This is a genomic window from Phormidium tenue FACHB-1050 (assembly GCF_014696925.1).
Classification (GTDB): Bacteria; Cyanobacteriota; Cyanobacteriia; order Pseudanabaenales; family Pseudanabaenaceae; genus Pseudanabaena.
The window spans coordinates 100,891-114,259 of the sequence record NZ_JACJQY010000003.1 but is presented as its reverse complement, the minus strand read 5'-3'; the positions used below and the strand labels follow the sequence as shown (position 1 = coordinate 114,259).

At 43.4% G+C, this 13,369-nt stretch carries 8 protein-coding genes; 4 read left to right on the top strand and 4 right to left on the bottom strand.

Going from position 1 to position 13,369, the window contains the following annotated elements:
• Positions 1-109: 109 nt before the first annotated feature.
• Positions 110-1,174 (bottom strand): heat-inducible transcriptional repressor HrcA, encoded by a 1,065-nt coding sequence (hrcA, locus tag H6G05_RS03130; RefSeq protein WP_190576224.1) that lies wholly within the window; start codon positions 1,172-1,174, stop codon positions 110-112.
• 632 nt (positions 1,175-1,806) lie between these two features.
• Here hrcA and H6G05_RS03125 point away from each other — a divergent pair.
• Together H6G05_RS03125 and H6G05_RS03120 are read left to right on the top strand one after the other, a co-directional pair.
• Positions 1,807-3,678, top strand: a complete 1,872-nt coding sequence (locus tag H6G05_RS03125; protein WP_190576222.1) for a protein phosphatase 2C domain-containing protein — start codon at positions 1,807-1,809, stop codon at positions 3,676-3,678.
• Positions 3,679-3,740: 62 nt separating this feature from the next.
• Positions 3,741-5,282 (top strand): NAD(P)H-hydrate dehydratase, encoded by a 1,542-nt coding sequence (locus tag H6G05_RS03120; RefSeq protein WP_190576221.1) that lies wholly within the window; start codon positions 3,741-3,743, stop codon positions 5,280-5,282.
• Between the two features lie 119 nt (positions 5,283-5,401).
• On the opposite strand, the gene H6G05_RS03115 is transcribed toward H6G05_RS03120, so the two are convergent.
• Positions 5,402-7,573: a glutamine synthetase III family protein gene (locus H6G05_RS03115; protein WP_190576220.1), complete on the bottom strand. Its 2,172-nt coding sequence runs from the start codon at positions 7,571-7,573 to the stop codon at positions 5,402-5,404.
• A gap of 184 nt (positions 7,574-7,757) precedes the next feature.
• On the opposite strand from H6G05_RS03115, the gene H6G05_RS03110 reads away from it, so the two are divergent.
• Entirely contained in the window at positions 7,758-9,392 is a 1,635-nt protein-coding gene (locus H6G05_RS03110) for an Hsp70 family protein (RefSeq protein ID WP_199310292.1), read from the top strand.
• Between the two features lie 115 nt (positions 9,393-9,507).
• Here H6G05_RS03110 and H6G05_RS03105 read toward each other — a convergent pair whose 3' ends face one another.
• The gene (locus tag H6G05_RS03105) at positions 9,508-10,188 is read right to left on the bottom strand and encodes a hypothetical protein (RefSeq protein WP_190576218.1); all 681 of its coding nucleotides are present in this window, start codon (positions 10,186-10,188) and stop codon (positions 9,508-9,510) included.
• A 624-nt stretch (positions 10,189-10,812) separates the two neighbouring features.
• On the opposite strand from H6G05_RS03105, the gene H6G05_RS03100 reads away from it, so the two are divergent.
• A complete protein-coding gene (locus H6G05_RS03100) occupies positions 10,813-12,474 on the top strand; it encodes a S8 family serine peptidase (protein ID WP_190576215.1) in 1,662 nt (553 codons plus the stop codon).
• A gap of 94 nt (positions 12,475-12,568) precedes the next feature.
• Here H6G05_RS03100 and H6G05_RS03095 read toward each other — a convergent pair whose 3' ends face one another.
• Positions 12,569-13,183: a hypothetical protein gene (locus tag H6G05_RS03095; protein ID WP_190576213.1), complete on the bottom strand. Its 615-nt coding sequence runs from the start codon at positions 13,181-13,183 to the stop codon at positions 12,569-12,571.
• Between the last annotated feature and the right edge of the window lie 186 nt (positions 13,184-13,369).

Below are 13,369 nucleotides of genomic sequence, written 5' to 3'. Positions count from 1 at the left end.
TGCTGCTAGATATGGCAGATCCCAATATTCATTATGACAGAATTATTACAGCAACCCCATAGGCGATCACCTGCTAATCATCGGGAAATTGCCAACACAGATCCGTTGCCTACCATTTACTAATTGCATCAGTTAGATGTAATGCAGCCGCCTGTACTGAAGCGATCGCCCTTGTATAACCCAAGCGCGTTGGACCTAATACCCCAACTGTTCCTACGGGCTTATCATCACAGAGATAAGTACTAGAAATAAATGTACAGTTCTGAATTGGCTCAATGGATATTTCTGAACCGATTCTAATGCTGACCGAATTAGCAGAAGGAGTAGGCTGATCGACAATCAGAGCCATCAACGAAGCGCGATCAGCTTCGAGTAACTGCACGATATTTTGCACCTGTCGCAAATTAGAAAACTCAGGCTGACGTAACAGCTCAGTTAAACCACTAATAAACATTTGTCCCAAAGCCGTGCGATCGCATAGCTTCATAAGCTGTTGCAAAGATTGCTGCAACAACACCGCATATTGCTGAAACTGTCGATCAAGATCATCCCATTGCAAAGCGCTATTTAGATCCGACCAGTTTTTATCACGTAGATGTTCATTTAAGAAGTTATTGAGAATATTTAATTCACCTTCTAAAACTTCGGGCTTAGTTTCACTGGGCAAATCCATCGTTACTGAAGCCGTGTGGTAAGTATCACTAACCGCGATCGCCATCACCTTGCAATGATCCACCATTACTAATTGCAAATGCCTGATTCGCATCGTTTGCATATTTGGAGCAGTAATCACCGCAATACAGCCACTTAAAGTCGCCAAGATTTGAGCAACATCCCGCATCACCCCATCCAGACTGGACTTACCGAGGCGCTCATTTTTACTAGCAAGAAATTGATGAGTACTGTAGGTTAATTCGCTCGCAGGATCGATTAATTCATCAACATAGACTCGATAGCCAGAGTCCGAGGGGACACGCCCCGCCGATATATGGGGTTGATACAACAAACCACTGCGATCGAGCATATTCATCACATTACGGATCGTCGCAGGGCTAATATCAAAGTCATACTCTGATACCAACGCCTTAGAACCAACTGGTTCCGCCGTTTGAATATAGTGATCGATGGTTGCCCACAGAACTTTTTGTTCTCGATGGGTAAGTTTATGCTTCATAGGTTATAGCGATGTAATTAATGTTGAAAAAATTATAAAAAAGGGATCTAAAAAAGAGGTAATGATAAAAACCAAAAAATAAACGAGAGAAAGAAAAATAAGTATTAAATTTTTACTGTTAAATTTGACTTCTAACAAACAAAAGTCTAACTACTACAATAACCAGATTCTAAAGAAATCTGGTAACAAGTTGTACAGGCTCTTAATTTTTGTAGATTTGCACGCCCAGAAACACTGTAGGTAGATGGGCATAATTAATTACAAACCCAAACCCGTAAAGTTGCGCCCCTGCGGGGCACAACTTTACGGGTTTGGGTAATTTATTCTGCACAGGTGCTTACAAATCCATAAAAATATTCTCTCTGTTTCGCTACAATAGCCAAATGTCTCTTGAACAAATAGGTTAAAACTTCTAACTTATAGGTAGGATATGGCTCAGCGCCTCCTATTCTTACCTTAGAAACTAGTAACTTAATTAAAAATCGTTTCATATGTGGATGGTGAAGCCACCTAACATAATAATGAAACAAATTTTTGATTAAGTTGCATACTCCTTATCTATCAATAGTTCTAAGACATCTGCGCTTTTCACTATATTCACCACATAATTTTGGCAAGCGATCAATACCTTCATGGAAAAACAAGAGCAAGCTACGGTAGTTGAGCAGCAATATCTTTGGGCCGTCGGACTGGACACCGAAGCATTTCCCCCTGAATCTCTGATAGGCGATCGCTACCGTGTCCTCTCCTCACAAATTGTTGTCGATACGGATGCTTTTTCACTGCCAGAGCTACCCCTTGAATTTCAGACCTATGTGGTGTCTTATCTCAAGTTATCGCGTCTGAGCTTACATTTGCCGCGTCCTTACGGCTTATTGCTAATCGGTGAAGAACTAAATCTTTCCGAAGTATTTTTGTTGGAAAATGTGCCAATTGATCGCCAAGGCAAGCTCTGTCCTACTTTGGCAGAGGCATGGGCAGAAGCATCAGCTCTGCGGCAAATTAATCTGCTGTGGCAAGTGCTAAACCTCTGGCAACCTCTGGCTGAGCAGAACATGGCTCGTACCTTGATTGATTTCAAATTGGTGCGAGTTGATGGGATGTGGGTGCGGTTGTTGGAATTGCAAGCGGATGTTGCGGCTGTGCATATCTCCCAATTAGGTGATATTTGGGTGCAATGGTTAGATCTGGCTAAGCCTGAGATTGCTGAACCGATCGCAGAATTTTTCTACAGTCTGGGGCGTGGCGAATACGACATTAACAGCGCGATCGCCTACCTCGATCAAATGACGCTCAAGGTGATGGAAAATCAACCGCTCACAGTGCGAGTCGCCAGTGCTAGTGATGTAGGGCAACAGCGCGAACATAATGAAGATGCTTGCTACCCTGATGTAAAACGCCAAAAACGTTCGGAACAGGCGGATAGTCTTCGCGATCGCCTTGCGATCGTTTGTGATGGTCTAGGCGGACATGAAGGCGGCGAAGTAGCAAGTTCTTTAGCGATCAAAACCCTTGAACAACAGCTAAAGACCCTATTACAACAAGCTGAAAACGATCCTGATTTTTCTGCTCAAGGTTTTATTGCTCAACTGGAAATGGTGGCTCGTGTTGTTAACAATCAAATTGTTGCCATTAATGACCAGCAGCAGCGTCAAGCTCAGCAACGCATGGGGACAACGCTCGTAATGGCAGTGATGCCTCGTCCTAATGGCAAGATGAGCAATGAAGTCTATGTGGTACATGTGGGAGATAGCCGCCTCTATTGCGTCACTAAAGACAATTTACGTCAAGTTACCCTTGATGATGATGTGGCTACTCGTGAAACCACCCTTGGCTATAACTTCTATGCCTATTCTTCGCAGCGCATTGATGGAGGAGCCTTAATCCAAGCTTTAGGCACAAGATCCTCGGATATGCTTATCCCTCGTGTCCAAAGATTTTTTATCGATGAAGATTGCCTCTTGCTACTCTGCTCCGATGGATTGAGTGATTTTGATCGGGTTGAACAAATTTGCGATCGCTACCTAATGCCAGTTTTGAGTGAAAAGAAGCACCTTGACCGCAGTTGTCAGGATTTAATCGATCAGGCTAATGAGTTAAATGGGCATGACAATATCACGGTTGCGTTGATGCGTTGCCGCTTTGCCCCAATCGATCCTCAGGAAGATCAGGTAAGTGAAAACGATGTCCTCACATCAATTAATACTGCCGAAGAAGAAGCGGATACTGAAGATATTCAGCCTGAGACTGAAGAACCAGCAGGTACTTTAGCATTGACCTCACCAGATTCACCAGCTTCAGAAGAGATCGAACCTGAACTTAAGGATATTGATTCAGCAAAAACTGAATTTGCTGTGCCGAAGCAAACCAATAGCGCTTTTATTATTATTTTAATTTTAGTGGCTCTGATTCTGGGCAGTGGCTTAGCTGCAATGCAGTTCCCTCAAGTCAAAGATTGGGTTCGCCAAAACTTGCCAGTCAGTCTCCAGAGATTTGTCCCATAAGTTGGTTCCAGTTATTTGATGGCGCGGCTACGCCGCGCCATCAAATAACTGGGAGAAACCTAATGATTGAATCGCTCTCATCACAGGCGATCGCTACAGCATCACAAATGCAAGCGATCGAAAATCTGATTTTTCAGGCTGGAATGCCTGTTGCTGCTTTGATGGAAAAAGTAGCAATCAGGATTACCCAACGCTTAACCGAACTCTATCCCGAGCAATCTCACCCGCATGTCGGTATCTTAGCTGGCTCTGGACATAACGGTGGCGATGCCTTAGTAGTTGCGAGAGAACTACATCATCAAGGGCGACAGGTCAAAATTTATACCCCATTCGCTAAATCAAAACCCTTAACAAGAGTCCATAGCTGCTATGCCAAAAGCTTAGGGATTCCCTTTGTTTCTTTAGAGTCATTGCAAGATTGTGACCTGTTAATCGATGGCTTATTTGGATTTGGGTTAGAGCGTGATGTCATTGGTGATGTAGCGATCGCGATCAACACAATCAACAATTGGCAAATCCCAATCGTCAGTATCGACTTACCTTCAGGAATCCATACCGATCATGGTGGCATCATGGGAACAGCGATTCAGGCGACCATGACCTTTTGCTTAGGACTATGGAAGCGTGGCTTGCTTACAGAATCCGCCACTCCCTATGTTGGTAAACTTGAAAGAATCAGCTTTGATATGCCTGAAAAATTCATTTTGCAAGTACTAGGTGCACATCATCTTTGGCGGATTAATCCGAAACAAAGCCTACTAAAGAATTTCCCAATTTCTCGAAGTGTGATCACACATAAATATGAAATCGGGCATTTGTTATTGGTGGTCGGTTCTCAAAAATATGGCGGTGCTGCAATTCTGGCGGCAATGGGAGCTAAAGCTACAGGTATCGGCATGTTATCGATCGCAGTTCCCAATTCCCTCAAACCAATCATCCTCGCCCAAGTCCCTGATGCCCTAGTGATCGGCTGTCCTGAAACTGAGTCAGGAGCGATCGCTTCATTACCAGATCTTGATTTGCGGAAATATCAAGCAATTACTTGTGGCTGTGGACTTTCTCTTGATGCTTTCCCAATTGTGGAACAGGTAGTAAATTGCGATCGCCCTTTAGTTCTTGATGCCGATGGCTTGAATGCTTTAGCATCTATAGGCAAAGCGCAAATTATAGAGAAATTAAATCAGCGCAGTAGTTCGATCATCCTCACACCGCATTGGGGCGAATTTTGCCGATTATTTCCAGACTTGCATGAAGTGGAAAGATTAGAGGCTCTACAAACTGCTGTAAATCAAACAAAAGCAACTATTTTACTTAAGGGCGCAAGAACGGCGATCGCTGTTCCCGAAAAAGACGGAACACAGACATGGATTAATCCAGAAAGCACCGCAGCATTAGCAAGAGGTGGCAGTGGTGATGTCCTAGCGGGGATGATCGGCGGAATCTTAGCCCAAGGGATATCAGCAAAAGATGCAGCGATCGCCGCGACAGTTTGGCACTCACAAACAGCCCTATGGTTAGCAAACCAGCGTACTGAAATGGGAGTTGATCCTGTGACCCTAGCTCAAAATTTATTACCATTTTTACAGATTTCAAAAAGCCAATAAAAAAGCAGCTGATTATGCCGCTTTTTTATTGTTCCAAAAGATAATGGCGGCACTAAGTGCCGCCATTATCTTTTGGATTTTAAACATACAAAACGGCATAGCCGTTTTGTATGTGGAAATTACTTAATGAAAAGCATTTCTTGATAAGTTGGCAATGGCCATAGGTCATCAGCAACTTCACCTTCTAATGCATCGACATAACCACGAATGCCATCCATTAGGGGACGTACAGTCTTAGAAAGATACTGCATGTGATCTTCAATAGAATCAAAATCGTGTTTTGCTAAAGCATCACTGAGCTTGCTGACTCCATCCATCGCTAGCTTGGTCAAGGAAGCGACTTTTTCGATGCTTTCCTTGTCAAAGTCCACACCAATTTCTTTCAAGCTAAGTGAAGTATTGCTGAGATCTGCAAGATAGCGGGTTGCCGCAGGGTAAATCATGGTTTTTACCATGCTGACAACGAGCTTAGCTTCCACTTCAATCGAGAGAATATACTGCTCTGCATAGGTTTCAAAGCGGCTAGCTAGCTCAACAGGAGACAGAACTCCCATCTTGCTGAACAATTCTTCGATATAAGATTCCTTCAGAACAGGTAGAGCATCAGCAGTAGTGCGAAGGTTGGCTAAGCCACGTTCAACAGCAAGTTTATGCCATTCTTCAGAATATCCATTGCCATTGAAAACTACTGCTCCATGAAGTTCCATGACTTCCTTGAGAACCGTAGAAATAGCAGTACTCAGATCAGCACCTTTAGCAAGTTCGCCCTCTAGCTTGTCAGCCATCCAGTTGAGGGAGTCTGCCAAAATCGTGTTCATGGCAACAAGAGGACCAGCTACAGATTGTCCTGAACCAACAGCACGGAACTCAAAGCGGTTGCCAGTAAAAGCAAAAGGTGATGTACGGTTGCGATCGCCTGGGTCAGTCGGCAAGACTGGCAGAGTGTCTACACCGATATTCATCAAGCCTTTACCAGTCGAACTCTTTAGTTCACCTTGACGGATTTGCTCAAATACATCCTCAAGTTGTGAACCAAGATAAACTGAGATAATCGCTGGAGGAGCTTCGTTTGCACCAAGACGGTGATCATTGCTTGCAGTTGCCACAACTGAGCGCAACAGAGGACCATAGGTGTGAACACCACGAATAATCGCACCACAGAAAACCAAGAACTGGGCGTTGGAGTGAGGAGTGTCACCTGGATCGAGCAAGTTACCTTGGGTCGCATTACCAACTGACCAGTTGACGTGCTTACCTGATCCATTGATGCCTGCAAAAGGCTTTTCATGGAGCAAACAGACAAATCCATGTTTCTTCGCGGTGAAACGAAGCATGGTCATGATCATTTGTTGGTGATCGGTTGCTACGTTAGCGGCTTCAAAATATGGGGCAATTTCAAATTGACCAGGAGCAACTTCGTTGTGGCGGGTCTTAGCAGGAATGCCGAGACGATACAAACGCTCTTCCACATCTTGCATGAAGACTTGGACTCGTTCTGGAATTGCACCAAAGTAGTGGTCATCAAATTGTTGACCCTTTGCCGATGGTTTACCAAATAGGGTGCGACCTGCTAGTAGCAAATCGGGACGTGCATTGGCAAAGTTAGAATCTACTAAGAAATATTCTTGTTCAGCGCCACAGCTAGAGTTAACAGGAGCAACTTCTTTTTCACCCAAAAGTTTTAAGACTTTGGTAGCAGCTTTGTTCATAGCAGCATTGGAGCGCAACAATGGGGTTTTCTTATCCAGAGCTTCGCCAGTCCAAGACACGAAAACGGTAGGAATACATAGAGTAGAACCGTTGTCGGTTTCCATGATGTAAGCGGGGCTAGTTACATCCCATGCTGTGTAACCGCGTGCTTCAAAGGTGGAACGAATACCACCATTGGGGAACGAAGATCCGTCTGGTTCACCTTGTACTAATAACTTGCCAGCAAATTCTGAGATCGCCGAACCGTCGCTTTGAACTGAGATAAAGCCATCATGCTTTTCGGCTGTAGCGTTGGTCAAAGGATAAAAGACGTGGGCGTAATACAATGCGCCTTTAGAGATAGCCCAGTCTTTCATTGCTAGTGCGATCGCGTCAGCTACTGAGCTATCAAGAGGTTCGCCAGTTTGAATAGTTTTCTTGATCGATTTGAAGACTGTCTTAGGTAGACATTCTTGCATTTTGCTCAGAGTAAACACATCGGTTGCCCACATCTCTTCCAATCGCTTTGGAGCCTTTTTGGGCTGTGGTTCACGATTGGTGATCTGATAAATAGCTTGAATGCGTGACTCGTTTCCGCTCATGATTATTTTTAGAGAGTATTGTCAGGTTTTTACAATCATACTCAAGATATATTTATCAAATGGCTAAAAAAGATACCGAATTGATCACACTTGATTGGTATAAACGCGCACAAAAAATTAATACTGTAATCTTCAGTGCTGATAATTCAGTGCTGATAATATTAGCAATCCTAAATAGATAGAGATGATAAATGCGATCGCGATTGACTTTGGTAGTAGCAACACCTTGATTGCACGATGGAATATTGCTACAGATCAGCCTGAAACGATGATTTTTGAGGGACTTAATCGTCCTGTGCCTTTAAATGGGCTTGTACCTTCGTTGATATATGTGCAGAATGCCCAAGCAGAAATAGTTGAAATCGGTCAGCGCGTTATCGATCAAGGCAAAGATCGCGCTCAACCAAGATTATTTAATCAAATCAAGCGGCGGTTAGTGGCAAATGTAAATTATGTCCCTAAGCTTGATGGCGTGAAAGTGACACCTGAATGGTTGGGCAGTCAATTTTTGCGTGAAATATCTAAGGAACTGCGATCGCAACAAATCTTCCCTTCGGAAATCATCTTGACTGCACCTGTGCAATCCTACGAAAAATATTTACGATGGCTAGAGGAATCTAGTAATGCAATATTCGCGCCAAATTTACCGACCTTGCAGTCACCTCGGATTCGGATTATTGATGAACCAACGGCGGCGGCGCTTGGTTATGGAGCGATCGCACCTAGTGCTTTAGTGTTAGTCATTGATTTTGGGGGCGGTACATTGGATTTATCACTGGTGCGGCTGCCTAAGAGTGAAAATGTCGCAAAGTGGGGAGAGCAAATCGGAGTCAATCGCAGTGAATGGACAGAACATCAAGCAGAGGTAATTGCAAAAACTGGATATACAATTGGTGGTGAAGATATCGATCAATGGTTAGTCCAAGATTATTTAGAAGGATGTGAAGACAGCAATAATAGAAGTAAAACACATAATCTGAGTGTTCTTAAATTTTTAATGGAACGAATTAAGATTAACCTTTCGGAAGTAGAAACTGCTTCCGAAATCTTTTTTGATCTAACTACGCAATCTACTACTGAAATTACCTATACTCGTCAGCAATTAGAAAAGATACTAGACTATAAGGGTTTTTATCGGGTTCTCCAATCAGCGATCGATGAATTAATCAATCGCGCTTTTAATAAAGGAATTCTCAAAGGTGATATTAAACATATTCTCTTAGTTGGTGGTTGTACATTGATTCCATCGGTGGTTTCGTTTGTCGAAGACTATTTTAAAATGGGGAAAGTCTATAGCCATCAACCATTTGAAGCGATCGCCCATGGAGCTTTGATGCTCAGTCAAGGTGTAAGCCTTCAGGACTATCTCTTCCATTCCTATGCAATCCGCTATTGGGATCGTGCTGTAGAGCAATGGAAATATCAGCCACTATTTCGGCGTGGTCAAGTTTATCCGACTCGCCGCCCCGTAGAGTTATTACTCAGAGCGACTCAACCTGATCAGCCTGAGATTGCGCTTACCATTGGCGAACTCGAAAGTCGTCCCACAGGTGCAGCAGAAGTCAGTTTTGATGGCGATCGCCTTGTGATGCAGTTCGATCAAAAAGCCAGAGAAACTTTTCAGCCATTACAATCTGATGCTAATGGGGCAGGAATGCCACAGGCGATCGCTGTACTCGATCCTCTTGGTCAGCCCGACTGCGATCGGCTCAAGGTTTTATTTAGCATTAGTGAAAAACGCGAGTTATTGGTAACAGCGATCGATCTACTCACTCAACGCCAATTATTAACTAATCATCCTGTCACCAAACTGCAATAGTCTTCACCATTATTGTGGCGCAGCGAAGCCGCGTCACGAACCATTATTGTGGCGCAGCGAAGCCGCGTCACGAACCATTATTGTGGCGCGGCTTCGCTGCGTCACAATAATGGTTTTAAAGCGCTAGTTCCAATAAAAAGCCCACACGGCTGTCATAGATTAAAGGCGATCGCCGCCATTCAATTTTTGTCCCTAAGCGCAAATTATTCGTAATGGCATAACTAGAAGAGAATGTCGTCGTACTCATCTCCAGATTGCCACTGGGAGATGTAAAAGTATGGCTCAGTCGCAAATCCGAACTTTGGGGTGATAAAACTAAAATCCCCTGTAATCCCAAATCTAATCCTGAAATTTGGGGACGATCTAGTTGATTAAATTGACGATATCCGACAATTGGCGAAACATTCCAATAGGAACCTAATGGCAGAACATAGTAACGAATATTTGCGTGAAGTTCACTTTCACGACCACTAAACTCGGTTTGATAGCTACCACTGATAGTCAAAGGAGATCGCCCCACAAAAAGATCCTCAACTCCCGCCTCAACACCCAAAGAATTATCGCGTGAGGTAAGTCCAACTCGCAGCTTGGTATTAAAGCTAGGAATATTATAAATATCTTCTAAAAGATTAGGTGGTTGCTCTAACCAACGCTGTAATACAGGACTACTCTCGATCACTTGCCGATCTATTTCTAAATCATTGGCTCGCTGTGACATTTTGGCATCGCCATAGGCTGCGGTGCTAATACCAAAGAAAGAAATTGCAGCTATCGCGATCGCCCAAGTTTTTGTCATAAATTTTCAGACTGTCTGCCAAAGGTGAAATTAATTAAAGTCTTCGCCATAAAATTAAGGAATCTATTTTATAGCGCGGCAAAGCCTCACTATAAAAAATCGTGGTTTTTATTAAATTGCTGAATCCTAAGTAAGCATGTATAGATAATTATGCACGCATATTCTCGTATTCAGCCCCTAGATTCAACCGCCAAAATACCTTTTATACCTAAACACAAAATGGCTATGCCATTTTGTGTTTTTAAAACCCTTACTGGGTTTGCTTTTTAATACACAGAAGTGTTGCCACACTTTTGTGTATTGGTATTAGTCCTCAACGTGAAAGTTAGGGCTTTGCGCCGCTTTTCAGGATGGGACTTATATTCTAGTGAAAATAGCGATCGCCATTTGGCAAAATAAAGCGAATAATTTATACCAAATCACAAAATGAGTACACAGTTTTGTGATTTTAAAACCTTTGCTGAGATTAGTTTTTACCCCCCAAAAGTATTGCCCCACTTTCAGGAATTGATATTATTTGATGGGAAGGTAATAACACCAACATTACTAGAAGTTTTTGGCTATCCTAGTAATATTTGGCGGTAATTTTGGCGCAAAATCTTATAGGCAATGAGGAAGATAAAAATGCGTAGGTCAGGTTGGTTTGTCGGTGCGATTTTGATCAGCCTGTCTATTGGCTCCACAGGTTGGGCGCTAGACAAGTCATCAGATCGGCAAGGCATTGACGCACGTACTTTACAAAAACCACCCTATAACTTGACTGGCAAAGACATATTTATTGGACAAGTTGAGCTAAGTCGCCCTAGTCGTTTTGCTGTAGATAAAATTTCCAATAAACTTTTACAACTTGACCGCATAATTGTTCAGCCCTACGAAGTCTTTTTTCGTGATGGTAAAGCAATCCCCAATCGCAATGTCGATGATCACTCCGCCCAAGTTGCCGCAGTAATCATTAGCCAACATAAAATTCGGCGCGGTGTTGCCCCAGGGGCTAGATTACTATCTTCGGCATATTCCCAACGCCGCCAAGATGGACAACCTGAAGCCTGCATTGCCGCTCAACATGTCGCTCGACAATATAACAGCACCGTTCGCGCCATTAATTTTAGCTTTGGTGAACTCCTCAGTGAAGACCCTCGCCCCAAGGCAACACTCGATGGTGGTGCTTTACTAACCCTATGTGTTGATTGGGTAGCAGCTACCTATAACACTTTGCCTGTTGTGGCTGGGAACCAAGGCAAAGGAGGTATCCCCATTCCTACCGATCTTTACAACGGATTTACAGTTGGGTTTACTCGTGAAGTTAATGGCATTTATCGCCAACTCGATCGCGGCAATCTGATTGATGAGCCATATCTCGATCGCAACAGTAATGGCAAGTACGATCAAGGTGAAGTCTTTAGCGACCTCAATAAAGATCAGAAATGGACAGCAGGAGTGGAAAGCCCCATTGATGGCAGAAGATCGATGGCGATTCTAGCCCCCGGCAATAACCTACAACTGCCAACTTTGCAGGGTAAATTCAAAAATGCCAATGGTTCCAGTTTTGCTACCCCCCACGTTGTCGGAGCGATCGCCCTATTACATGAATATGCTAATCGTCAAATTGCAAGCGGCAAATGGAGCATTGACGCACGTCGCCATGAGTTAATCAAAGCAGTATTAATTAACTCTGTTGACAAGATCCAAGATCGCGGTGATGGCAAAATCCTTGGTATGTCTAAGACCATTCTCGATGCGTTTGGTAAAACATGGATCGACACTGAAGCCTATCCTAATCGAGAAATCCCCCTCAGTCGGAGTCTTGGCGCAGGACAACTCAATGCCTATCGAGCGTTTCAGCAATATCAAGCAGGACAGCAATCTCCGATCAATGGATCAGGCAATATTTCGGCGATCGGCTGGGATACAAATATTGTCGAAGTTGATAAATACCAAGAATATGTTTTTAGCGATCCGCTAGTTGCTGATAGCTTTATCTCAGCAACCTTAACTTGGGATCGTCAAGTCAAGCTTAATGACAAAAATGGTAATGGATTATTTGATATTGGCGAAGGCTTTACCGACCAAGGTTTTAATAAAATTGAGTTGTACTTAATGCGATCGCGCGATACCGATATTTCTCAAAATATCTGGTCATCGGTAAGTCAAATTGACAACTTACAGCATATTTTCATAAAAATCCCCGCCACAGGCAAATACAAACTCAGAGTTGTATTTAAATCACCCCAAACAAATAACTTAAATCAGCGCTACGGCTTAGCTTGGTGGGCAAAATCCATATAAAAAAGCCTCGCGACGCGAGGCTTTTTATCCCAAAACATAACGCTTTAAAAGATAGTGCGGCGCTTCGCGCCGCACTATCAGATCAGATTAGGAGTTACTTAGGTGCAGCCGCGTTGGGGCGCACAAAAGCAGCGTCCACAAAACCTAGCTCAAATAATTGCTGATAAGCTTGTGAACCCAAATCGCGAGTAGGGGCTTGGCTACGAATCAACTGAATTAGCAAAGGTACGGCTAGTTCAGGCTGATTTTTAGCCCGATAGACCACAGCAAGCTGATAGGTCGCCTCATCACGTAACTGAGCAGTTTGTAGAGCCTTACGACGATGGCTATCAGAAATGCGATTGTCAATTCCTGAAAAACTCGTTGTTAACTCTTGATAAAAATTTGATAACTGGTTAAACACTTGACGGGCATCTTGCAACTTAGTGACAGCTTGATCGTAATTTTGCTGACTAATTGCGGTCATCGACTCCGACATCAATCGCTGTCCACCCGAAATACTAAACACACTACTCTCAAGAGAATTGGGCTTAGTCGGCTCTACAGGCTGAGCTTGGGGAGAAGCGACGGACTGGGCTAGAAGTTGTTCTGCTGAAGCAGAATTTGGCGCGATCGCTCCTAGAGACAGCAAAGCAGCAGAGATCAGAGAAGCAACTGCGGCTGGGAAAGCAAACTGAAACGGGCGAGGCTTAGCGAAAGATGTGGACATAGGTTGCAAATTCTGGATGCTCACAAAAAGTAATGAGTTTTAGGTGACCACTTAGTTCTAAAAAATAAATTTAAAATTAAAGATTTAATTTAAGTTTTTAATTTAATTTTTTAAGCATTCGTCTAAAACTTTTTGCTATGGTAACACCCCACCATAGACGAAATACCTATTAAAAGTATCCGCCAA

Coding starts and splice junctions, on each gene's coding strand:
- H6G05_RS03115 (WP_190576220.1), bottom strand. CDS start 7,573: ATGAGCGGAAACGAGTCACGCATTCAAGCTATTTATCAGATCACCAAT.
- H6G05_RS03125 (WP_190576222.1), top strand. CDS start 1,807: ATGGAAAAACAAGAGCAAGCTACGGTAGTTGAGCAGCAATATCTTTGG.
- H6G05_RS03110 (WP_199310292.1), top strand. CDS start 7,758: ATGATAAATGCGATCGCGATTGACTTTGGTAGTAGCAACACCTTGATT.
- H6G05_RS03120 (WP_190576221.1), top strand. CDS start 3,741: ATGATTGAATCGCTCTCATCACAGGCGATCGCTACAGCATCACAAATG.
- H6G05_RS03105 (WP_190576218.1), bottom strand. CDS start 10,188: ATGACAAAAACTTGGGCGATCGCGATAGCTGCAATTTCTTTCTTTGGT.
- hrcA (WP_190576224.1), bottom strand. CDS start 1,174: ATGAAGCATAAACTTACCCATCGAGAACAAAAAGTTCTGTGGGCAACC.
- H6G05_RS03095 (WP_190576213.1), bottom strand. CDS start 13,183: ATGTCCACATCTTTCGCTAAGCCTCGCCCGTTTCAGTTTGCTTTCCCA.
- H6G05_RS03100 (WP_190576215.1), top strand. CDS start 10,813: ATGCGTAGGTCAGGTTGGTTTGTCGGTGCGATTTTGATCAGCCTGTCT.